This window comes from Ruegeria sp. BB6 (genome assembly GCF_056539385.1).
The window spans coordinates 252,406-272,989 of record NZ_JBQFUW010000005.1 but is presented as its reverse complement, the minus strand read 5'-3'; the positions used below and the strand labels follow the sequence as shown (position 1 = coordinate 272,989).

Here is a 20,584-nt window from a genome sequence, read left to right as displayed (position 1 = left end):
AATCGTCCAATGCGGATAAAGTCAAAGTAAAGCCGCAGTAGCTATAACAATTTGAGTTTTCTGCCGATTTGATTTTTTCGCGCCACGGGTTGGCAAAAAATCACAAGCAAAAACAGACAACAGACCCAATATCCAAGGCATAACAGCCAACGGAAAAGATTTAGTGATGATGAAACTAGCAGTAGTACCGCTGATTGCCCTAGGAGGCTTAACAGCCTGCACTGAGGCACAGGTAAATGACTATCTGACAGAAGTTGTTGACCACGCTTTGATGGCACCATCCGCAACACGGAACAGTTGTGTTCGTGTTTCACTGAATGGATGTATTACGCCAAACGCATACGGTATGGGCACAGGTATGGACCAATACGGACGCATGGTTCACCACGACCCGCTATGGAATGGGGAACGCGGCATCCACGCACCAGGCGGACCCAACAATATTTGGATGAACTAACGCAAAGTCAGGAGGCGAGCCTGTGAAACGTATAGTCACCATCTTCTGCCGTGGGTAGGTTGTTGAGGTCGCGCGCGATCCGCTGCTGCGCTGCCCGTTTGCGGTCCAGTATGCGCTGGATATGAGGCGGGAGTCGTCTCATGGGTTCACCTGCTTTCCGAAAAATAGGGATGAAGGTCGTTCGGCTGGCCGGTCGAGCAACAGCCAGGTCGGGCGCTGGTCAGATAGCGCAACAATAAGTTCATGCAGGAGCGGGACAACGGCGGCCTGAGGCGTGGCGTAAAAGTCCCGTTCGATGCGGGGGAAATCTGATCGGCGGCCCATCAGTGGCGGGCTTTTTGTTCAGGGATGATGGCAAACATGATAATCGGTACTCACTCCAAAGTGTGTTGCGGCGTGGTCGGGTTGTTTGGTTCCCTTCCGCGCCGCGCATCGTTTCAGGGGTTGGGGATGGATTCAGGCATCCGATACAGACTGACTGTCAGCCGCCGCCGGGCGTTGTTCCTTCGTGGCGTTGTTGGTTTGGGCTTTGGCTCCGGTTTGCCCTGCGGATGATCAGGCCGGTCGAGCCGAACAGATACCCGTTCGGGATTCCCAGCTTCTGCCAGTGCGACTTTGATGCGCTTTAACTCAGGCTCGGACTCCGCTCGGATAGTCACGGCCCCGCCGATCATGATGGCGCATGTGACTTTGCTTCGGGCCTCCGCCTCCTGCGCTGCTTTCCGAGACGCTTCGCGCACTGCTGATGCGGTTAATTCCTGCATCTTGATCCTCCCATCCGGTGATTAGTGGAACATCCGTGGACTCCCCTCCCTCATGCGGGTTGGCAGAACCGTTGTTTTGTTGGCGTTTGTCGCTGCTGGCGTTCTGATTGCATGGCAGCGCTCCCGATTTCCTGCGGGATAAATATCGGCGGCGACTGTAGATCAGGCGGCGTTCCTCCGGCGTCCACGCTGGCCGATAGCCGAAGGCAGGAGCATGTAAAAAGCTGGATAGTTCGTCGGCGTCGTTGATGCTGCGCAGCTTTGCAATCAGAGTGTCAAAGCCTGCCAGAGACGGGGGGGTTGTAACCTCGTCTACGGCAGGGACATCGGCAACATCGGCATCATGTTGATCGGGTACGTTTGAGCATGGATCACCCTGTTCAGATGCAGGCTCCAGCGGCGCGATCAGGTGTTTGAGCAGGGTCATGCGTCACCTCAGCTTTGCGTTAAGGAAGCAGGCACCGGCGCTGTTTGGCCCTGAGATCAAACCGGGTTCCGCCGTTTTCAGCCTGCGGGAAAAGCTGTTTTTGGCTGGCATCGTTCCTGTCAGCCCCTGCTCATGCCACCAGTTGCGGAAGTCGATATACAGTTCGGCAACGGTCGCGCGCCTATTCGGTGCCAGTTCCAGCCGTTCTGCCGCCCAGCCGCGCACTCGGTCCGAGTCCACCATCCATGCGGCTTTGGCGATTTCGCTGGTCTGCGGGTTGGTAAACGATCCGCGCTGCAGAAGGCCGCAGGCTGCATCAACAACCAAATCCAGCAGAAAGTGGAGTTCGTTTGCGACGATGCGCGGAACGAGTCCTTCATCCGCCATCTGGCTTTTACCGTCCTGCCCGAGTTCTGCGGCGGTTTCGGCAAACACGTTGTCAAACGGCACGATCAGGATGCGCCGGGCAATTCCGGTATCAACGCCGCCTGCGAAGGTTGGCAGGTCGTTACAGGTGAATATGTGCTGCGCGACGGGGAAAAAGTCGAACGGGTCCTTATGCTTCGCCTCAGCCTGACAAACATCGCCGGTGATGACGCGTTTAAAAGCCTCGCCAGCCATGGCACGGCCTCCGGTTTCCTCCGCGATGTTCAGAACAGCGCCACGCATACGGGCCAGCCCGAACCGTTCACCCATCGCGTTCGGTGCAATAGAAGTGACTGCGCGTTTGTCCACTATTGATGAAAGCAGTAGGCCGGTTTTGGATTTGCCAGCGCTGCCACTGCCCAGAAATATCGCGGCCTTCGGATAGCGGAGTCGGGTGCCATATCCGAGCGCTGCCGCCGCTGCCAGTTCCAGCAACAGGATTGTCCGGTCCTGCTGGTCCTGCAGCGCATCCTGCATGCTGAAACCCATGTCAGGCTGTTCGACCTGCATGCGCTCATAGGTTTTTTCTGCCGAAAACAGGCCATCCAGCAGGGTTTTCAGGTCGCTATTCTGAAACCCCCGCTCAAAGTCAGGGCCGCGCTTTTCCTGCCAGTTGCAATCGACCATATGGCGCGCCCGTTGCTTTCGGGCATGGGGCAGAAGCACGGCTTTGAAAGTCCCGTCATCCTGTTCCCTAAAGCTGATAAAGCCGTTGCGGGTCGCGATGCCGGTCGCAGCGTTGGCGAAAAAGTCCGGCGATTCCCGCGTTGAAAACAACAGGGCGCGCACACTGGTTACTTTCTGCTGGCTCACGTTGTAGCGCGACACGCTGCCGGACGGGTTTGTAAAAGTTGCCCCGTCATACGCCTGAATATGTCGGCTCAGGCGGTTGTCATCCAGCGGAGTCCAAATCCTGCCATCGAATATCCATGCGGCCCCTTCACAGATGACCACGGGGCCGAACAGGTTTTCGAGATGCTCCAACACCTTCGCGGCAACTTCCGCATCCGATCCGATGCTTAGTTCCTTACCCGGTCGCGGCTTTTTGGCGTGGATGCGCTCGGCATCGTCAACAACGGCCTCAACCGCTTCCCTTCCCTGCTCGGACAGAACGTCGTTAAGATCAGCGGTTTTGCCCAAAACGCGCGGCATCGCGACAACGTATGCCTGCAGGTCTGGATGGGCCTTAGCCGCGTCTCGGGCCATCGCACGGGTGGCCTGCACTTTGTCTGCGTCGGCAATCAGTTCAACGCGCCCTTCGGCTCCGGCTGTTCCTATCTCCCGCAGGCCGCCGAGACAAACCCGCACTTCTGCCGGTCCTGCAATCATGCGGGTCAGGCCAGTTTCAATCCCTTCGGCTATCGCGACACAGGCGGCTGCAGGGTGCCGCAGGGTGACGAAACCGTCACGGATAGAACCGCAGGACAGCTTTACCTTCTGCCCCTTCTGGTCGCGGCGTGGGCTGCCGTCATGGTTCAGCAGCGTTCCCTGCATGCCCGTCACCTGCCCGTCAGGGTTCCGGCAGATCGCAACCAGCGCCGGGTTCGTCCTGCCCTCAGGCTTCACGCGATAGTCAGGCATAAAGCCCAGATCGGGAAACTGCAGGTCAACGTCTCCGAGATCGCGATGGGTGCGCAAATAGATTTCGGCGGGGGTGTTCGCGATGGGCTGCAGCCGTTGTAATTCGTGTTCGATCCAACGGATTTTGGAAGCCTGTTCAGCGGCGCGTTCGGCGTCCTGCTGCGCTTTTTCCTCCGCAGCCTGCTTTGCCTGCGCTTCCTGCTCCGGCGTTGGTTTGCCGTTGGCTTTGCTGCGCGGTTTGGCGTGTCCGTTGGTCAGGATTTGTTCGCCGGTGATCTGGCTCACCTCGCGCACGGCCTGCATGAAATCCACGCCCCGCACCGCCGAGACAACATCCGTTAAGGTAATTCCGCCGGGATTGCAGGAGCAAAAGCAGCGCTCGGCCTGCGGGTCATAACGAAAACTGGGGTTCCGATCATCGTGCCCCGGCATAGGGCACCGCATGTGCGCACTGCCCCTGATGGGTTCCGCTCCGATAGCGCGCAGGATTTGGTCAGCGTGGCGCGCTTCAACAGTACGGATTCTGCCTGTCAGTTCCTTCTGCATATTGTCTGTCCTTCTGGCCTTCTGATGGGGTAGCAGCGCACCATCTGGCCGTAACTTATTGATACTGTTTACTAAACCAGCCGCCGGGAACTGTTGGATTCCACGGATGTTCCACGATTAGCCCCCGTTTTGGGCGTTATGGTCCTGCCAGCTTTGAAGCGGGGGCAGCGGCAGGATGTAGGCGATCACGTATTGGCGCGCCCGTGTCAGTGCCGTGTAAGCCCATCGGTATTTGGTTTCGAGGTCTGTGCCGCCCATCCACGAGCCGATGACAATCACGTTGTCACGTTCGCTGCCCTGCGCTGCGTGGCAGGTGATGGCCCATCCGTAATCGACGGGGATCATCGGCAGATCAGCTTTTTCTAGGGCTTTGCGGTTCAGCTTCGTTGGCTTCGCGTCATAGGTCTGGGCCAGCCTGTTGACCGGGATTGCGAAGGCTTCGGCTTTACCGCTGATTTCCTCACCTGTTTCACCGTGCGTGTAAGCCGTGATGACGTATCCGTTGAGATCATCGCGCCACTCCAGCGCGCCGATTGTGATCGTGTCGCCGTTGGATAGTCCTGTTGCCGGGCAGTTCCTGCAGATCAGCAGGCGGTCGCCGGGTTCGGGGTGATAGGTGTGGCGGCCATAGTGCAGCGAACGGATCGCGCGGTTTACCTTCCTGCGGGTTGTGTGTTTGTCCACGATGACAAAACCAGCGCTGGCGAAGGTTTCAGGGCTGTTTTCCACGGCTTTCTGCCACCATGAATAATCCCTGATGAGGGCATGTTCATATGTGCCCGTTTGGATGCCCTGCCCCTGCCGCAGTTTGGTTGCCAGTTCCAGCACAGAGCCCTGTTCCTGCCGGTGTATCTGGGTCAGTTCGGCGTCGATGCTGCCAAAGTCGAAATAGCCCATCACGCCGCCTCCACCGGGGGAAGCTGGAACACGTCACCCAGCGCGAGGATTCGCACGTCAGCGGACAGGAGGTCGCGCCACATGCTGCGGGTAATCATGCTGCTTTCATCCAGCAGGAGCAGGGACGCGCACTCAATCAGGGCCGGGTTAAACGAAAAGTCGGGCTGTTTGAGTTTGTCCACGCGATCAATCAGGCGGAACATCTGCCGGGTTGCTTTCAGGGCTTTTGGCGCATCCTCCCCTTCGGCCTCAATCACCTGATCAATCTGGCCTTCGATGCCGGAAATCTCGCGTTCGAGTTCGGCAATCTCGCGCTTTATCTCGGGCGTCAAATTTTGCCACGGGTTATAGGCTAGGGAGTGGATTGTACGGGCACCGCGCACCCCCTTCCGCGTCAGAACGCCTGCAGCGCGGCGTGTGGGCGTTCCGCAGGCATAGGTGTTTTTCTGCGGCTGGGGGTTGCCTGTCCGCATCTCGGTCCAGAACTTCGCGTTGCTAAACGGTTTCAGGCCGAGACGGTCCAGCGCTGCCTGTGCCAGTGTGGTTTTGCCGCATCCTGCAGCGCCGCCTAGTTGAAACATCTGGCCGCCTGTTTTGTGCCAGCTTTCGATTGCGGATAAAGCGATGGTTTGATCGGGGGAATATTGCATCAGCGCGATCCCCCTGCCCGTTTGGGCTTCCAGCGCTGCCGGTCCAGCATGCGCGCATAGCTTTCCATGCGGATGAAAGTGGCGCGGCCTATCTTAACGGCCTCCAGTTCATCACGTGCCAGCAGGTCATAAACAGTTGAGGGAGGGATTCCGGTTGATGCGCTGAATTTTGCCAGCTTCATCAGGTCGGGTTCGATGGCATCGAATTCGACGGAATCGCCCTGCGTTTGGTCGGGCTGTTGTTCCATGTCTTACTCCAAAGTTTCCGCCGACAAACGCCGACGGTCGCTATTCGGTGTAGACATGGAAAGCCTCGCAGTGCTGGCATTGCCGCAATGCCCCGGCTTTGCCGCAATGCTGGCTTTGCGGCAGGGCTGGCTTTGCGCTGCTGCTGTTGCACCCCTCGGGGGGCGCAATAAGGAAAACCCCCCGGTTTCGGGAGGTTCGTGGGAGGTTTATGGGAGGTTTATGGGAGGTTTGTGGGAGGTTTTTCGGGGGGTTTCTGGAAATTTACTGTTTGATTACAACGCGATGGGAGGTTGGGAGGTTTTTTTTCACTTTTTATATATGGGAGACGATCTACAGGTTGAATCGCCCCCCTCCTCAACTCGCCTCACTTCGGTTTGTGCTTCTGCATGTTGCCAATCGTCATGAACTTATAGGCCGTTTCCCGTTTGATGCTGCGCAGATCATCGTTCGCCTCCGCTAAGGCCCGGTACTGTTCATACGCCGCTTCCTTCGCTCCGTCGTGATCCATGCCATCTGCATCGGCTTTCTGGTAGAACAGGGCCAACAGCCGCTGCCACTCCTCCGCCTTCTGCTGGTTGGCCGCTGTTCCCTTAACCCCTAATTCCCCCCGCAGTTCCTCCTTCATCCGCTCCTTATCAACCCACTTCCGCAACTGCCGGATATCGTCGGCGTCATATTTCACGCCGTCACCGGTGAAATAGAAATCTTCGCCGCTCCAAACTTTGTTGACTTCGGCTTCGGGGCACTGATCGACAATCTGGGCGGCCTCCTGCCATGTTTCGCAGTTTGGCCGGGTGATCGGGGTGCGCTTCATGATGATAAACGGCACCCGCTCCGCAACGTGATCATATACCGTCTTAGCGATCCTCCGTCCGTCCTGCAGGAGATAGTGGGCCTCAACATCATCCAGCCCCTCAACCAGTTCCCCGGCGTCACAGGCGTTTTTCAGGTTCAGAAACTCATCCTCATCCCTAACAACGGGTGCTTCGATATTCATGCCCGGCCCTCCGAAATATGCGTGATGTTGTCGGCAGTCAGGCTGTCCAGATGATCTGCCCATAGCTGCGAATACCTCAGGGCGGCATCGTCCAGCGTTTCCCCGCCTGAATACAGGGCATCAACTCCGCCCTTAACGTGGTTAAGGAGACGGTCGCGGATATCCTCGTTTCCCCCTGCCTGCTTCACAAACGCAGCCCCTGCCCGGCGCAATCCATGCGAACCGAACCGCTCACTTACTTCGGGGTGTTCCGTCCGCTGCTGCCTCCAGAACTTTTGCACCAGACTTTCTAAGATTGGTTTGCGGGGGTCGGTTGCCGATGGGAACACATAGGGCGAACCCTTCCGCTCCTGTGCCAGTTCCCGCAGCAGTGCCAGTGCCTGCCGGGACAACATCACCGTATGCGGATGCCGGTTTTTCGACTTCGCTTCGGGAATTGTCCACGTGCCAGCTTCCAGATCGAGATCGGCCCACTCAATCTGGCAGGCTTCGTTGATGCGGGTAAACGTCAAAGCCTGCAGCCGCAGCACCTTCCGTGCCGTTGAATCCGTCACGCTTTCAACGGCAGAAACCCCTGCCGTGATAGTGCAGAAGGTCCGCAGTTCTGCCAGCTTTGGGGAGTGGCGCTTTGCTTTGTATCCCGGCTTCTGCGTCATCGTCACCGGGTTCGCCGTTCCTGCTGGCAACCATGACTGCCGGTTGATGGGCTGGCCTTCGGCGGCCTCCTTCGTCAGCGGAACAGCCAGTGCATAGTTATAAACCTTCGACAACACGGCCCGAAGCATCTGACTCCGCCGCATCGTTTTGCCCCGCTTCTGCAGGTCACGTTCCAGCCCCTGCAGGATCGAGTCGATGGTTTCCTTCGTGATCTCATGGGCAGGGATATCGCCATAGGGTTCGACAAAATACGTCAGCAGAAGGGTTTGATCTTCCTTCCATGAGCGTTTGAAGGGTTTGGCGTATTCCTCCAGATAGCGATCAACCATCTGGGCAACGCTCATAGTCGCCACGGGCATCGCTGCTGGCATCGCAGGGATTTTGCCCTGATGCCGCTGTTCCCTCAGGTCAGAACAGATCGAACGAATATCACCCAGCGCAATCGCCGGGTAACTTCCGATGCGGATTTCCTTCTGCTGGTCAGTGACAGGGTGACGAAAGCGGAAATACGCAACAACGCCATCCTTACCGCAGCGATAAAGCAGGCCAGTGTGATCAGGGTCGGTCAGTTTGTCGCCGCCCTTCATCGCGTCCAGCGTTTTGTTGTTAACGGCAGTGGGACGGGATTCGCCTGTCTCGAATACCGCGATTGCATGCAGGATCGCTTTGCGGCGATCCCCCCGCACCCCTGTTGCCAGTGCTTCCTGAAGATACTTCAAAGCCAGATCAGCTTTGGTTAAGTTTGGTTCGGTCATCGGTTTACTCCACAGTTACGATGGCTATAGCCGGGGGCGGAGTTCCGACACTCCTCCCCGGCACCTTCCCCATATAGCACCGGATGCGGAAATATTCCACGGATGTTCCACGGATTCACTAACCACCCCCGTTCCTCCCCGTTTATCGGCGGAAGTCGAGAAGGCCGGGTTTGTCAGCGGGCGCAAACGGGAAAGCGAAGGAAATAAGGAGGTTATGTAGTTTTTTCGGGGGTTTGTGATTGGCGATCCCGGAAGGACTCGAACCCTCAACCTGCTGATTAGAAGTCAGCTGCTCTATCCAGTTGAGCTACGGGACCGCTGCGCCCTTCTTGCGGTTTTTATGGGCGGGGTTCAAGACCCAAGCGCATGAAGGCGCTGTTTGGATCGTCTTCGTAGCCGAAGATCGGGCCGCAATAGGAATAGCCCAACGACTCATAGAGTTTACGCGCTGCATCATACTCGGGCAGGTTCTCGGCTCCGGTTTCCAACACCAATGCCGCGACCCCTTCATGCTGCGCTATTTCGGCCAAACGCGTCATCATCCCACGCGCAAGTCCGCGCCCACGCGCAGAGGCAATCACGTGAACGGATTTCACCTCGGCCGTCCCATCCGGCAGCGCCTTTAGCGCACCGCACCCTATTGCCTGCCCATCTTCGTACATTGCCCAGAACCGGATGCCCGGACCGGCCAGCCCTTCGGCATCCATTGTGTGATTGCTTTCGGCGGGACCAGCAGTTTCGCTATGCGCGAAATGAGCCTCAACAACCGGGCGTAATGCGTCCGAAGTCGGGTCGGCCTCTTGGATTTCGATCATTCAGTGGGTCCAGGGCGCACGACGGTCGGTGGCAAAATTCTCGCCATAACCACGAGAGCGCAAGTTGGGCTTACGCTTGTGCGGCTCACTGACTTGCGCGTCGATGCCGTTGTCCTTGGCGTAGTCCAGAGCTTCTTCCTTGGTGTCGAATTTCAAACGCACTTGCGACTGCGTGTCGTTCGACGAAGTCCAGCCCATCAACGGGTCGACTTCGCGTGTAGATGCAGGGGCGTATTCCAGAATCCACTTGCGGGTCTTGGCCATCCCTGAAGTCATCGCATTCCGTGCAGGCTGGTAAATCCGTGCGCGCATGTAGCCTCTCCGTACTCACTTGGCTGAGGGTGTTTATGCGTCACGCTGGCCCCGCGAACAAGACCGGAATTGTCGCAACATTCCGTTTTCAATTGCCCCTTGAACAAGAACAAAAACAGATCAAAATCAGGCCCGAAAGGAATCCCCCGATGGCCTACGCTCATTCCGACAAGACGCAACTGACCTCCGAAGATGTCCGCGCCCGCCTCAAGCTGGAAGGCGGCAAGCAGTTCGTCATGCATACTGAGTTCAATCCGGCAGGAGATCAGCCGACAGCGATCAAGGAACTGACCGAGGGCGTTCACAGCGGCGAGCGCGATCAGGTTCTGCTGGGCGCGACCGGCACGGGCAAAACCTTCACCATGGCCAAGGTGATCGAGGAAACCCAGCGCCCCGCCATTATCCTCGCACCGAATAAGACGCTGGCGGCGCAGTTATATGGCGAGTTCAAGGGCTTCTTCCCCGAAAACTCGGTCGAATATTTCGTCTCCTACTACGACTACTACCAGCCCGAGGCCTATGTGCCGCGTTCGGACACCTATATTGAGAAAGAATCTCAGATCAACGAACAGATTGACCGGATGCGCCATTCGGCCACCCGCGCGCTGTTGGAGCGGGACGACGTGATCATCGTAGCCTCGGTATCCTGCATCTACGGTATCGGCTCGGTCGAGACCTATGGGGCGATGACGCAGGACCTCAAGGTAGGCAGCGACTATGATCAGAGGCAGGTGATGGCCGATCTGGTCGCCCAGCAATACCGCCGCAACGATCAGGCCTTTCAGCGCGGCTCGTTCCGGGTGCGGGGCGATTCATTGGAAATCTGGCCCGCCCACCTTGAAGACCGCGCGTGGAAGCTGTCCTTCTTCGGCGAAGAGCTGGAACAGATCACCGAATTCGATCCACTGACCGGTGAGAAAACCGACACGATGGACCACATCCGGGTCTACGCAAATTCCCACTACGTCACGCCCAAACCCACGATGCAGCAGGCGATCATCGGCATCAAAAAGGAACTGCGCATCCGGCTGGACCAACTGGTCGGTGAAGGCAAATTGCTGGAAGCGCAGCGCCTAGAGCAACGCACCAATTTCGATCTTGAGATGCTCGAGGCCACCGGCGTCTGCAACGGGATCGAGAATTACTCGCGCTATCTGACCGGTCGCGCGCCCGGTGAACCTCCCCCGACCCTGTTCGAGTTCATCCCCGACAACGCCATCGTTTTCGCCGACGAATCCCACGTCTCGGTCCCGCAGATCGGTGGCATGTACCGGGGCGACTACAGGCGCAAGTTCACGCTGGCCGAACACGGATTCCGCCTGCCGTCCTGCATGGACAACCGCCCCCTGAAGTTCGAGGAATGGGACGCCATGCGCCCGCAATCCGTCTTCGTCTCGGCCACGCCCGCCGGGTGGGAGCTGGATCAATCCGGCGGTGTCTTTACCGAACAGGTGATCCGTCCCACAGGCCTCTTGGACCCTGAGGTCGAAATCCGGCCCGTGTCGATGCAGGTGGACGATCTGCTGGACGAGGTGCGCAAAGTCGCCGCCGATGGCTATCGCACGCTGGTCACGACGCTGACCAAACGCATGGCCGAAGACCTGACCGAGTATCTACACGAACAGGGCATCAAGGTGCGCTACATGCACTCGGACATCGACACGATCGAGCGGATCGAAATCCTGCGCGACCTGCGTCTGGGCGCGTTCGACGTGCTGGTCGGTATCAACCTGCTGCGTGAAGGGCTGGACATCCCCGAATGTGGGCTGGTCGCCATTCTGGACGCGGACAAAGAAGGGTTCCTGCGCTCGGAAACCTCGCTGATCCAGACCATCGGTCGCGCCGCGCGGAACGCCGATGGCCGTGTGATCATGTATGCCGACAAGATCACCGGCAGCATGGAGCGCGCCTTGGGCGAGACCAACCGCCGCCGCGCCAAGCAGATCGCCTATAACGAAGAACACGGCATCACGCCCGAGACGGTGAAGAAAAACGTCGAGGACGTTCTGGCCGGTCTCTACGAAGGCGACGTAGACATGAACCGCGTCACCGCCACCATCGACAAACCGATGCATGGCGCGAATCTTGAGACTCACTTGGACGGGTTACGCGAGCAAATGCGCAAAGCCGCCGAGAACCTTGAGTTCGAAGAGGCCGCCAATATCCGCGATGAGATCAAACGCCTGGAAGCCGTGGACCTCGCCGTCGCCGACGACCCCATGGCGCGCCAATGGGCGGTCGAGAAGGCGTCTGAGGATGCGGTCAAATCGCGCGGACGGTCAACGGCTGGCAGGCCGGGGCAGCGGGGTGGGAATGTGAAGCGAAGGAAGAGGTGAGTTGGTGCCTATTCCGGTCGGCAAATGCGCTTAATTTCTTGAAGCATCACTTCTTGGGCTTTGTCGGGCGAGGCGGAGCTGGGCGAGTTTCGATCTTTGACTTATCTGGATTTTGGCCACCCTTTATGTATGACCCTTCATTTATAGTTTTGCCCTTCGACGGCTTGATACCAAAACCAAGTGATCGTTGACTGTCTTTCCTAGACATTTTGCACCTCTTCTTTGTAAGGGAATTCTATCCAAATGTTGGACTTCGGACGAGCCAAATATAGATGCGGCGATTCTGAGATAACGTCACCTTCCTCTGAGTAGACAATTGCATCTACAAGCAACAATTCACGCGTGTCCTCTGTTTCAGAATAGGCATTCACCCAACCTGAATAAACAAACCCCGTTTCGCAGTCTCGAACATCTACGTATTCGACATGCGGTTGAGTACTATTAAAAGTAAAACTCCAAACGTCTTCTGGGCCGAACCTACTCGATGCTCCAATCTTAAATAGAAATTTCATCACCCACTTGTGCCGAACTGAATACAACCAAGCGATGGCTAATACTAAGCTCAACGGTACAGACCAAATAATTTCGTCTGCGAACTTCGTTAAAGCTGACGTCGAAGCATCTTCTAAGCTGCTTGCTGAGAATTCAAATCCGGCAACGCTGTATACTACGTACAGAACAGAATATGTTGTAATTCCAAATAAGAATGACTGCAGCGCTAACTTCAGGCGAGGAGCCATAAGTTTCGTTCAAACTGGCCCAAATTATCCCGGGCAGAAAAATTAACGCTAGTTGGGCAAGGGATGTGTCCAAAATATATCTCAAATATCAATGACTAAATATTATTCAAACAACTATGCATCGCAATCGGGCGCAAACGCAACCTTGCGAAGCATCGGGGTGGGTTTCCAGCCCACTATTTCGCGACCATCCAAACTCAAGAAAACCTCACCCTATGAACCTGGCTCCACCCAATTCATCTTTCTTACCAGCTAAAAAGTTACCAAAATGCACACTGCTGCGGTGCTTACTCGTTCCCCCACACTTCAAACTTGCAGCCCAGCGCTCCCTCCTCCACGTTGGAAATCACAAACTGTGAGCCAATCGGCTGCCATGACGAACACCCCGCCCAGATCGCACAACCTCCAAAGCACCAACCACCTCCTAAACCCCCAACTCCGCCCTCATCTTCTTGGTCAGTTTCGCCACCACCAGATCATACGAGGTCACGATATGATCGCGCAGGGAGGTGTCGCTCATCCCGCGCGCCTCGTAGACTTGTAGCCACTTCATCCCGCGTGAGGCCAAATAGGGCGCGGGGCGGATGCCGGGTTGGTCGCTTAGCACCTCAAAGGCCAGATCGGTGGCTTTGAAGGTGAAGGCGTCGCGCCCCTCGTTCCAGCCGCAGATCGCAAAGACCTTGCCGCCCACTTTCCACACATCCGCGTTGCCCCATTGCACAACGTGGGTGGTCGCCTTGAGACTGGCGCAGAATTCGTTGAAGTCGTCGCGTGTCATTGTGAAGTTTTGGCGGTGCGCGCGACGCTAGGCAAGTCAGAATGAACCGCCAACTCAGGGCCGGACGAATTTGGCGGTTCCCACCGCGTGGACGGTCGCGGCCTTGGGCGGCTCATTCGTCGTGGACGCGGCAGTTTGAGAGGCATTGCCACATGCGGCTCCGTCGCCATCGGGGTCGTTGCGTCGATGATATCCCGGCTCTCCTATGAAATACGGCCCCGGAAGAATGGCTTCGGATGTCGAGCACCCTCCCAACGCGATGAGATGAAAGATCGCATCTTCCTGCTCGAACTTGGACGTCCGCAAGTAAACGCTAAACGCGATTGCTGCGGTCGTTACTGGAAGCAAGAGAACCATGATCAGGATTCGCACAGGCGAAAGCGCCCGCCGTCGCAACGATTCCGCACGCCTGCGGCGCGCTGGCGTGTTCGGATCGGTAAAAAATTGTCGCGGCACAGGGGATTGGGGCAGCATATGTTCATCATACACTATTTTCGTGACGAATCCGAGGGTTAATCACCCGCAATTGGCCCTGACAAACCGCTTTGCTGACGTCTACACTTGGGCTGCAAACTCCCCTACCCTGCGGTGCGACATGACAAGTTCGACCCCTTTCCGAGACGTAGATGACTCGGCCCGCAAACTGGCAAAAGACCTGCTCGCCAGCGCCACCTATGGCGCACTGGCCGTTCTGCGCCCGGATACACCCGCTCCGTCTGTGTCTCGCATCGCCTTGGCCCTGGACCAGACCGGATCGCCGGTCACCTTGATTTCAACGCTGGCGGACCACACACGCGCCCTAAGCGTCAACCCGATCTGCGCGCTTTTGATCGGAGAGCCGGGCAATTCCGGCGACCCATTGATCCACCCGCGCCTCACCCTGCACGCAAGCGCCACCTTCATCGCCAGAAGGACCGAAGAACACGAAAAACTGCGCGCCCACTTTCTGAGCCAGCGGCCCAAAGCGAAACTATACGCAGATTTCACCGACTTTGGGTTTGTCCGGTTTGAGATTTCCGAAGGTCTGCTGAATGGCGGTTTCGGCAAGGCTTGGCGCCTTGCCCAAGGGGATTTACTGCCCGATCAACGCACCACATGAACCGCGCAGGCCGCGTGTCGCACCACGTGGTTCGTCGTCGAGCCCAAAAGCAGATCCTGCATCCCCGGTCGATGCGAGGCCATGATGATCAAATCGGGTTTATGTTCTTCCGCCCAGTCAAGGATCGTTCGCCCCGAATGCCCTTCGACCACAACCCCTGTCGCGTTGGGTAGCTTCGCAGCCAGATTGTCCAATTCTGTCTGAAGCGCCGTGCGCGCTTCGGCCAGGTATTCGGGCGGCATGTAAGAGATTGCATAGCTTGGAATATGCTCGACCACATGCAGCAATGTCACTTGCGCACCCGGCGTGGCCAAGACTTCGGCCAGCTTCAGGGGGCCGGAAATATCTCGCTCGGCATCAAAGGAAATAGGGACCAGAATATTGTGATACATGACGCGCACCTCCGTTCAATTTAGGACAAGATGCGGCAATTCGTGCACCAGGGCTTTGATTTAAGTCACGAACTGCCGAATGTTTCGGCAACATCATACATGACTGGCTCGAAGCTTTTGCACAGCTCGTTGATCTTTCGATTCCGAGTGCGCATCTCTGGGGTGCGCAGCATCGCTAGAAAATCCTCGCGGCGCTCCCACTGTGAATAATTGGCAATTCGGGTCTGCGCATCATTCACATGCAGGCCAGCCGCAACGAAACCCGGCTGTTTAGATATGAGTTCCGCATAGGCATCGGTTAAAGCCTCAAGCAGGTCGTGACAGGTGCCCGGCGTCATTTCAAAGGTGGTGATGACGGTTTGGACGCTTGCGTTCTTAGCAATTTTCGGCATCTGGAATCTCCCTTGTTCACTCTGAACTTAACATAGGTTTTGAAAACGTCGCGGGTTTCCTTTGAATGCCAACCACGACCCGGATTCTCAGAAATCAATAAATCCTAACGATCCGTTAACCATGCTGCCGGATGCTGCGCGTATGCGCCGGATTGCCTGCCTTCTTCTGCTACTGACCACCGCCTCGCCTGCGTTATCTGGTGCGTGGCTAAGAGAAAAAGACGCAGCCTTCACTGCTGCTTCTGCGACCGTTTTCAAAGAAAAGCACCACGGTTTTGACTATAAATCGTCTCTCTATGCAGAATGGGGGGCCAGAGACAACTTGACCGTAGGCTTCGACTTTGAAGAAAACCGAGACCTATACGGCCACGCGACGGTATTTGCCCGGATACCTGTATTGGACCTGCGACACAGAGGACGGCTTGCGGCAGAACTTGGCATCGGTACGCATCACCGGCACACAGGGGCATGGGCCTTGTACAAAGCAACGCTGTCCTACGGCAAAGGCTTCCAGACTGGCTGGGGGAACGGCTGGATCGCGCTGGATACAACTCTGGAATACCGAACGCACGACGCCTTGATCCGAAAACTGGATTTGACCGCTGGCCTGTCGTCGCAGCGATGGGTGAACCCTTTGCTGCAAGTCGAAACCGCTTATCGTTCCGGTGAACCGCTGTTTTGGAAAGTTCGGCCTTCGGTCATGGTTCGCAAACCGGACAGCTCAACCACGTGGGTTCTGGGACTGGAACGCGATGATGCCCGCAGGAATACGGGCATCAAAGTGGCTATATGGGGAGAGTTTTAGGCTTCGACGGAACGCCCCGCCTGAACCAGAAAAAGGCCGGTTTAGTATTCCATTCTCATGGTCGCCGATACTTGCCCACGGACGCCTTGGGACCACCGCAGTTGGATTTGATCGCCGTTGGTCCCCTTCTCAAGATCGACATACGGGGTCGTGTAGACCGTCGAGCCGAATGTGCTTTTCAATTCACCCAGAACCACGACGGCGTCACAGCTTCGCGCCCGCCCGCCAAAAGGCAAACGCCCCTGCGCCCCGATCGTCCAGACCTGCGACGCAGAATTCTGCGAAAAGCGTAGTCTCAGGGGGTTTTCGACTTTTGCTGTTACGCCATGGAACGTGTTGTCCTGAAACTTGACGTTCAGATGCGCTTGCCAGTTCAGGTCGGCAAAGGTCGTGTCCACCCTTTCTGCACGATCGATACTTCCGTTGGTCGAACGGAACTTGTTACCTGTTACCACGACGCCGTTCAGGAAATGCCCTCCTCCGTGCGGGCGAATGACGATTGGGCTGAACCAGGGCGCAACCTCGCTCGAGTAGAAGATATTGTCAGATATGGTCATCGAGCTGAAAGAGAACCCTCCGGTATAGACCGGGTTGGAATCCCTCTCATTCGTCCATTGTACAAAACAGTTATCGACGTAATTTTCCGAGATTGTCGAACTATTGTAGGTACCGATCATCACCAGCCCGGCACTGCGGACACCCTGAGGGATGCTGTCCCCCTGAAAGAAGTGATTGCCCAGAACAAGGTTGTTCGTCCCGCCCAAAATGGCGAAATGCAAAAACCGCACCGCCCGATTGTGGCGCAGCTTGATGTCATTCGCCGTCGCGTTCAACGCAATGGACTCGCGATCCGAAACGTTGAAAGATTCCTCGGAGGAAAGGAACTGGCAATTATCAACGAGCATCCCTTGGCAGCCGGTTCCGATCGACGTGATACCCCGATCTTTGGGGCGGCTGACGAAACAATTCGTAATGGCGAAGGTGCTGCCCGAAGGCGCAAGCCGGATCGCGCTGCAACGGCCATTGCACTGGAATTCAATCTCCTCCATTCCGAACTTGCGCAGAGTGCTGAAGCCACTGAAATCCAGCAGGTATTTGAACGCCACAAACGTAAAGGTCTGCGTACCCGCTGCATCATAGATCGGGGCGTTAAGGGTGATCTCTCCCGCACCTTCATTTTTGGAACGAACATATATTTCGCGACCAACCCCGCTGCCTTGAACCAGCGCACCCACCGGGATGTTCGCGACATTGGCCACGTTGGTCAGACGGGTCGGATCCGAGGTGTCGTAAGTCGCCACCGAAGTAAACGTTTCGGTATCCCACGCCGAATTGCTTTTGACATCAAACTGGCCGTTACGGATTACACGTCGTGTTGAAAACCCGGTCTGCTTGTTCGGCACCGCCGCCGCCATATCGATCGGCGCATTGATCGCGATCTTTCGCCCTCCCATGTCCAGCGATTCATGGTCCGAGTTGTTCAAAAGCGCTTGGAAAGCTTTTTTGAAGGCGATCTCTTCATCGCCGAATGCCGTTATGTAGGCAGGCAAGTCAAAGTTTTTGGTCAGCAGCAACATCTTGTCGTCGGGCATGGAAACCGTGCCCTCGAATTCGACTTCTGACGACAGTGTCGTGTTCTGCGCCAGAAGATAGGTCCCCTTGGACACAAAAACCCTTCGCCCCGCGGCGGCTTGATCAGCCGCCTGAAATGCAGCGGTATCATCAACTAGGCCATCACCAACGGCACCAAAGTCCCGTACATCGACCAGGCTGATCATTTCCCGAAGGAAAACGCTTGTGACATCCGAAATCTCGATGTCGTCGACCCGGATCACCGCTCCGTTTGCACCGTCGATGTCCAGACCGAAATGCCCGTAAATCGCCTGAACGCCCCAAGGCATGTCAACGCCAGCGCGCTGTCCGGTGCCAACGATAGCCGTGATCTCGTGCACCGTACCGTAACCAGACAATTGTGTTGCCGCGCCGCGGTCCACCACATCGGACACGCGCACGTCTCCGGCACCGCCTGCCCACGCCGCGATACGCACTTCGGGCAATGGGCCACTGATTGCCTTAACTCTTGCCTTGATCTGCAAATAACATCCAGGCAGCAGCGGGGTCTGGCCCATATACCGCAACTGCTGGGTCGGATTGACCTTCAATATCTCCAGACAGCCGCCAAAATCGGCATCCGCTGGGACAAATGCCCCTGTTCCAGAACCATCGTAGGTCGGCGAACCGGGCGTTCCATCGCCGCTGGACCAAACATTTAGGCCGTTTGCAAAAGCAGGCGGCATGAACACGATACCGTCGGTGATTGCCTTGTTCATAGAAATCCCTTTCCCAGTTGCGCTGCGGTAGGTCGCCGTGCGCATAAACCCAGTGCCCGAGGATCAAGCCCCAAGCGCGAAATTCTGAGTATCGAAAAGGGATTAATCGCCCGTCACGTCACCGTAACGGAGGCGTTGCATCACGCGGCCGGGTCGGAATTTCCAAGCAACTGGACGCCGTTGATCTTCCACCCGCTTTCAAGCTGGATCATTTGATAATCAAGGATATGGGCACGCCCGTCCCCATCCACGATCATCACCTTCTGCCACAGCGCCCCGGCAACTTCGCGCAGCTCCAGAAACCTTACTTCGGAGGGTCGCCAGACCATCGGATAGCCATTTCGCACCATCGCCCCGAAATTCTCGGGCGTGCGAAATATGTTCTGGATATTCGGGCTGGCAAAGGTAAAGGCGGTGACGAAATCATCCGCTTTGAACGCCTGTATCTGGGCTGCGATATTGGCCTCGATCTCGGCATCCTGAGCGGCACCGCTTGTGACCAGCCCAACACTGAAAGCTACGGCAAGAATAATACGGCGCATGGGGCCACCTCCTGATCGAAGGGTAGCCCCATCAGGTATCAGGTCAAATCAGACCAGCTCTCCGGCCAGCGCCTTGTCGATCAACGCGATCGTTTCCGGCACGCCATACAGCGCAATAAACCCACCGAAACGCGGCCCTTGAGACGCACCCAAAAGCACTTCGTACAGAGCGGTGAACCATCCCCGCAGCGGATCGAACCGATCCCGTCCGATGGCATAGACCACGGATTGCAACGCCTCATCCTCGATCGGACCGTCATAGTCCGCAAGCGCGGCTTTGAGCGCTTCCAACGCCTCGCGCTCTTGATCCGTAGGCGCGCGATGTTGGCGGGTTGGTTTGACGAAATCGTTGAAGTAACGCACAGCAAAGCCTGCTGCCTGATCAAGATCGGGATGCGTGTCGGCCGTAGCCTCAGGCGCATACCGGCGGATAAAGCCCCACAACGCCTCTTTGTCTTCGGCACCGGAAACCGACGCAAGGTTCAACAGCATTGCAAACGGCACCATCAGCGTTGATTCAGGAACTTCGCCGCCGTGGATGTGCCAGACGGGGTTGTTCAACTGAGCCTTCAGCTCTTGCCCCGGATAGGCGCGCAACTGCTGGTGATACTCATCCACTGCTTTGGGGATGACATCGAAATACAGACGCTTGGCCGTCTTGGGCTTTTGGTACATGAAATACGAAAGGCTCTCGGGCGCGGCGTAGGTCAGCCACTCCTCCATCGACAGACCATTGCCTTTCGATTTCGAGATCTTCTGCCCCTGTTCATCATTGAACAACTCATAGCTCAGCGACTCGGGCGGCTGCTTGCCCAGCGCCCGACAGATTTTCGACGACTGCGTGACCGAGTCGATCAGGTCCTTGCCCGACATCTCATAGTCCACGCCCAGCGCGGCCCAGCGCATTGCCCAATCCGGCTTCCACTGCATCTTTACGTTGCCGCCGGTGACCGGGATTTCGACCTTTTCGCCGTCGGGTTCCTGATAAACGATCGTCCCCTTGGCCACGTTGCGCTCCAGCGTTGGAACCTGCAACACGTGGCCGGTTTTCGGGCTGATCGGCAGGAAGCAGGAGTATGTCTCGCGACGCTCTACCCCCAGGGTCGGCAGCATGATTTCCTGAATTTTCTCGAACCGGTCCAAGGCGGTCAGCAGCATCTCATCAAACTTGCCGCTGGTATAGTATTCAGTGGCCGAGGCGAATTCGTACTGAAACCCGAAGCTATCCAGAAAGTCACACAGCATCGCGTTGTTGTGCTGTGCAAAACCTTCGTGCGTGCCAAACGGATCGCGCACTTTGGTCAGCGGCAGATGCAGGTCTTCCTTCAACGCGTCCTGCATCGGTACGTTGGTCGGCACTTTGCGGAAACCGTCCATATCGTCCGAGAAACAAATCAGCTTGGTTGGGATGTCGCTGATCTGCTCGAAAGCGTGACGTACCATAGACGTCCGGGCAACCTCGCCAAATGTCCCGATATGCGGCAGGCCCGACGGTCCATACCCTGTCTGAAACAGCACGTACCCCTTTTCAGGAGCGCCCTTCTGATAGCGTTTGAGCACCCGGCGCGCCTCTTCAAAAGGCCAGGCCTTGGACGACATCGCGGTTTCACGCAGTTCAGACATTATTCGACAAGCTC

The 20,584-nt window shown here is 56.9% G+C and carries 21 protein-coding genes and 1 tRNA gene; 3 read left to right on the top strand and 19 right to left on the bottom strand.

Features of this window, described 5'->3' with window-relative positions; all coding sequences use genetic code 11:
- Nucleotides 1–464 precede the first annotated feature (464 nt).
- The 11 genes from ACR0B7_RS14020 to ACR0B7_RS13970 form a co-directional block, all read right to left on the bottom strand.
- The gene (locus ACR0B7_RS14020) at nt 465–599 is read right to left on the bottom strand and encodes a hypothetical protein (protein ID WP_480681745.1); all 135 of its coding nucleotides are present in this window, start codon (nt 597–599) and stop codon (nt 465–467) included.
- A 488-nt stretch (nt 600–1,087) separates the two neighbouring features.
- Entirely contained in the window at nt 1,088–1,648 is a 561-nt protein-coding gene (locus ACR0B7_RS14015; RefSeq protein ID WP_480681743.1) for a hypothetical protein, read from the bottom strand.
- 3 nt (nt 1,649–1,651) lie between these two features.
- Nucleotides 1,652–4,201 (bottom strand): DUF5906 domain-containing protein, encoded by a 2,550-nt coding sequence (locus ACR0B7_RS14010; RefSeq protein ID WP_480681741.1) that lies wholly within the window; start codon nt 4,199–4,201, stop codon nt 1,652–1,654.
- A 117-nt stretch (nt 4,202–4,318) separates the two neighbouring features.
- Nucleotides 4,319–5,098, bottom strand: a complete 780-nt coding sequence (locus ACR0B7_RS14005) for an ATP-binding domain-containing protein (RefSeq protein WP_480681739.1) — start codon at nt 5,096–5,098, stop codon at nt 4,319–4,321.
- The gene (locus tag ACR0B7_RS14000; protein ID WP_480681737.1) at nt 5,098–5,748 is read right to left on the bottom strand and encodes an AAA family ATPase; all 651 of its coding nucleotides are present in this window, start codon (nt 5,746–5,748) and stop codon (nt 5,098–5,100) included. Before ACR0B7_RS14000 ends, ACR0B7_RS14005 begins: the two co-directional genes overlap by 1 nt.
- Nucleotides 5,748–5,996, bottom strand: coding sequence for a helix-turn-helix domain-containing protein (locus tag ACR0B7_RS13995; RefSeq protein ID WP_480681735.1), 249 nt, complete (start codon nt 5,994–5,996; stop codon nt 5,748–5,750). The genes ACR0B7_RS14000 and ACR0B7_RS13995 overlap by 1 nt, the downstream gene beginning before the upstream one ends.
- A gap of 365 nt (nt 5,997–6,361) precedes the next feature.
- Nucleotides 6,362–6,994 (bottom strand): hypothetical protein, encoded by a 633-nt coding sequence (locus ACR0B7_RS13990; RefSeq protein ID WP_480681733.1) that lies wholly within the window; start codon nt 6,992–6,994, stop codon nt 6,362–6,364.
- Nucleotides 6,991–8,406, bottom strand: coding sequence for a tyrosine-type recombinase/integrase (locus ACR0B7_RS13985; protein ID WP_480681731.1), 1,416 nt, complete (start codon nt 8,404–8,406; stop codon nt 6,991–6,993). The genes ACR0B7_RS13990 and ACR0B7_RS13985 overlap by 4 nt, the downstream gene beginning before the upstream one ends.
- A 240-nt stretch (nt 8,407–8,646) precedes the next feature.
- Nucleotides 8,647–8,723 (bottom strand) — tRNA-Arg (locus ACR0B7_RS13980).
- 21 nt (nt 8,724–8,744) lie between these two features.
- Nucleotides 8,745–9,221: a GNAT family N-acetyltransferase gene (locus ACR0B7_RS13975; protein ID WP_170484933.1), complete on the bottom strand. Its 477-nt coding sequence runs from the start codon at nt 9,219–9,221 to the stop codon at nt 8,745–8,747.
- Complete coding sequence (locus ACR0B7_RS13970) at nt 9,222–9,533, bottom strand: ETC complex I subunit (protein ID WP_170484935.1); 312 nt, start codon at nt 9,531–9,533, stop codon at nt 9,222–9,224.
- A gap of 149 nt (nt 9,534–9,682) precedes the next feature.
- Between ACR0B7_RS13970 and uvrB the strand changes: the two genes are divergently transcribed.
- The gene (uvrB, locus tag ACR0B7_RS13965) at nt 9,683–11,869 is read left to right on the top strand and encodes an excinuclease ABC subunit UvrB (RefSeq protein WP_170484937.1); all 2,187 of its coding nucleotides are present in this window, start codon (nt 9,683–9,685) and stop codon (nt 11,867–11,869) included.
- Nucleotides 11,870–12,069: 200 nt separating this feature from the next.
- On the opposite strand, the gene ACR0B7_RS13960 is transcribed toward uvrB, so the two are convergent.
- From ACR0B7_RS13960 to ACR0B7_RS13950, 3 genes are all read right to left on the bottom strand, one after another.
- Nucleotides 12,070–12,609, bottom strand: a complete 540-nt coding sequence (locus ACR0B7_RS13960; protein WP_480681728.1) for a hypothetical protein — start codon at nt 12,607–12,609, stop codon at nt 12,070–12,072.
- A 424-nt stretch (nt 12,610–13,033) separates the two neighbouring features.
- On the bottom strand, nt 13,034–13,387 hold the full coding sequence (locus ACR0B7_RS13955) for an MmcQ/YjbR family DNA-binding protein (RefSeq protein WP_170484939.1): 354 nt from the start codon (nt 13,385–13,387) through the stop codon (nt 13,034–13,036).
- 54 nt (nt 13,388–13,441) lie between these two features.
- On the bottom strand, nt 13,442–13,744 hold the full coding sequence (locus ACR0B7_RS13950) for an excalibur calcium-binding domain-containing protein (RefSeq protein WP_480681725.1): 303 nt from the start codon (nt 13,742–13,744) through the stop codon (nt 13,442–13,444).
- 238 nt (nt 13,745–13,982) lie between these two features.
- Between ACR0B7_RS13950 and ACR0B7_RS13945 the strand changes: the two genes are divergently transcribed.
- Nucleotides 13,983–14,486, top strand: a complete 504-nt coding sequence (locus ACR0B7_RS13945; protein WP_170484943.1) for a pyridoxamine 5'-phosphate oxidase family protein — start codon at nt 13,983–13,985, stop codon at nt 14,484–14,486.
- Here the strand turns inward: ACR0B7_RS13945 and ACR0B7_RS13940 are convergent.
- Both ACR0B7_RS13940 and ACR0B7_RS13935 read right to left on the bottom strand, forming a co-directional pair.
- Nucleotides 14,471–14,878: a universal stress protein gene (locus tag ACR0B7_RS13940; RefSeq protein ID WP_170388960.1), complete on the bottom strand. Its 408-nt coding sequence runs from the start codon at nt 14,876–14,878 to the stop codon at nt 14,471–14,473. The genes ACR0B7_RS13945 and ACR0B7_RS13940 overlap by 16 nt on opposite strands.
- Before the next feature lie 65 nt (nt 14,879–14,943).
- Nucleotides 14,944–15,270, bottom strand: a complete 327-nt coding sequence (locus ACR0B7_RS13935; RefSeq protein ID WP_170484945.1) for an antibiotic biosynthesis monooxygenase family protein — start codon at nt 15,268–15,270, stop codon at nt 14,944–14,946.
- 121 nt (nt 15,271–15,391) lie between these two features.
- On the opposite strand from ACR0B7_RS13935, the gene ACR0B7_RS13930 reads away from it, so the two are divergent.
- Nucleotides 15,392–16,075, top strand: coding sequence for a hypothetical protein (locus ACR0B7_RS13930; RefSeq protein ID WP_480681722.1), 684 nt, complete (start codon nt 15,392–15,394; stop codon nt 16,073–16,075).
- A 41-nt stretch (nt 16,076–16,116) separates the two neighbouring features.
- Here ACR0B7_RS13930 and ACR0B7_RS13925 read toward each other — a convergent pair whose 3' ends face one another.
- From ACR0B7_RS13925 to ACR0B7_RS13915, 3 genes are all read right to left on the bottom strand, one after another.
- On the bottom strand, nt 16,117–18,405 hold the full coding sequence (locus ACR0B7_RS13925) for a glycosyl hydrolase family 28-related protein (RefSeq protein WP_170576822.1): 2,289 nt from the start codon (nt 18,403–18,405) through the stop codon (nt 16,117–16,119).
- A 140-nt stretch (nt 18,406–18,545) separates the two neighbouring features.
- The gene (locus tag ACR0B7_RS13920; protein WP_170484949.1) at nt 18,546–18,947 is read right to left on the bottom strand and encodes a DUF4864 domain-containing protein; all 402 of its coding nucleotides are present in this window, start codon (nt 18,945–18,947) and stop codon (nt 18,546–18,548) included.
- A gap of 48 nt (nt 18,948–18,995) precedes the next feature.
- Nucleotides 18,996–20,570 carry a lysine--tRNA ligase gene (locus ACR0B7_RS13915; RefSeq protein ID WP_170484951.1) on the bottom strand — a complete coding sequence of 525 codons (1,575 nt, stop codon included), beginning with the start codon at nt 20,568–20,570 and terminating at the stop codon, nt 18,996–18,998.
- Between the last annotated feature and the right edge of the window lie 14 nt (nt 20,571–20,584).

What these genes read in the sequence shown, in the direction of transcription:
- ACR0B7_RS13925 (WP_170576822.1), bottom strand. Translation starts at nt 18,405, where the DNA reads ATGAACAAGGCAATCACCGACGGTATCGTGTTCATGCCGCCTGCTTTT.
- ACR0B7_RS14020 (WP_480681745.1), bottom strand. Translation starts at nt 599, where the DNA reads ATGAGACGACTCCCGCCTCATATCCAGCGCATACTGGACCGCAAACGG.
- ACR0B7_RS13990 (WP_480681733.1), bottom strand. Translation starts at nt 6,994, where the DNA reads ATGAATATCGAAGCACCCGTTGTTAGGGATGAGGATGAGTTTCTGAAC.
- ACR0B7_RS13935 (WP_170484945.1), bottom strand. Translation starts at nt 15,270, where the DNA reads ATGCCGAAAATTGCTAAGAACGCAAGCGTCCAAACCGTCATCACCACC.
- ACR0B7_RS13960 (WP_480681728.1), bottom strand. Translation starts at nt 12,609, where the DNA reads ATGGCTCCTCGCCTGAAGTTAGCGCTGCAGTCATTCTTATTTGGAATT.
- ACR0B7_RS14015 (WP_480681743.1), bottom strand. Translation starts at nt 1,648, where the DNA reads ATGACCCTGCTCAAACACCTGATCGCGCCGCTGGAGCCTGCATCTGAA.
- ACR0B7_RS14000 (WP_480681737.1), bottom strand. Translation starts at nt 5,748, where the DNA reads ATGCAATATTCCCCCGATCAAACCATCGCTTTATCCGCAATCGAAAGC.
- ACR0B7_RS13945 (WP_170484943.1), top strand. Translation starts at nt 13,983, where the DNA reads ATGACAAGTTCGACCCCTTTCCGAGACGTAGATGACTCGGCCCGCAAA.
- ACR0B7_RS13985 (WP_480681731.1), bottom strand. Translation starts at nt 8,406, where the DNA reads ATGACCGAACCAAACTTAACCAAAGCTGATCTGGCTTTGAAGTATCTT.
- ACR0B7_RS13975 (WP_170484933.1), bottom strand. Translation starts at nt 9,221, where the DNA reads ATGATCGAAATCCAAGAGGCCGACCCGACTTCGGACGCATTACGCCCG.
- ACR0B7_RS13940 (WP_170388960.1), bottom strand. Translation starts at nt 14,878, where the DNA reads ATGTATCACAATATTCTGGTCCCTATTTCCTTTGATGCCGAGCGAGAT.
- ACR0B7_RS14010 (WP_480681741.1), bottom strand. Translation starts at nt 4,201, where the DNA reads ATGCAGAAGGAACTGACAGGCAGAATCCGTACTGTTGAAGCGCGCCAC.
- ACR0B7_RS14005 (WP_480681739.1), bottom strand. Translation starts at nt 5,098, where the DNA reads ATGGGCTATTTCGACTTTGGCAGCATCGACGCCGAACTGACCCAGATA.
- ACR0B7_RS13915 (WP_170484951.1), bottom strand. Translation starts at nt 20,570, where the DNA reads ATGTCTGAACTGCGTGAAACCGCGATGTCGTCCAAGGCCTGGCCTTTT.
- ACR0B7_RS13930 (WP_480681722.1), top strand. Translation starts at nt 15,392, where the DNA reads ATGCTGCCGGATGCTGCGCGTATGCGCCGGATTGCCTGCCTTCTTCTG.
- ACR0B7_RS13920 (WP_170484949.1), bottom strand. Translation starts at nt 18,947, where the DNA reads ATGCGCCGTATTATTCTTGCCGTAGCTTTCAGTGTTGGGCTGGTCACA.
- ACR0B7_RS13950 (WP_480681725.1), bottom strand. Translation starts at nt 13,744, where the DNA reads ATGGTTCTCTTGCTTCCAGTAACGACCGCAGCAATCGCGTTTAGCGTT.
- uvrB (WP_170484937.1), top strand. Translation starts at nt 9,683, where the DNA reads ATGGCCTACGCTCATTCCGACAAGACGCAACTGACCTCCGAAGATGTC.
- ACR0B7_RS13995 (WP_480681735.1), bottom strand. Translation starts at nt 5,996, where the DNA reads ATGGAACAACAGCCCGACCAAACGCAGGGCGATTCCGTCGAATTCGAT.
- ACR0B7_RS13970 (WP_170484935.1), bottom strand. Translation starts at nt 9,533, where the DNA reads ATGCGCGCACGGATTTACCAGCCTGCACGGAATGCGATGACTTCAGGG.
- ACR0B7_RS13955 (WP_170484939.1), bottom strand. Translation starts at nt 13,387, where the DNA reads ATGACACGCGACGACTTCAACGAATTCTGCGCCAGTCTCAAGGCGACC.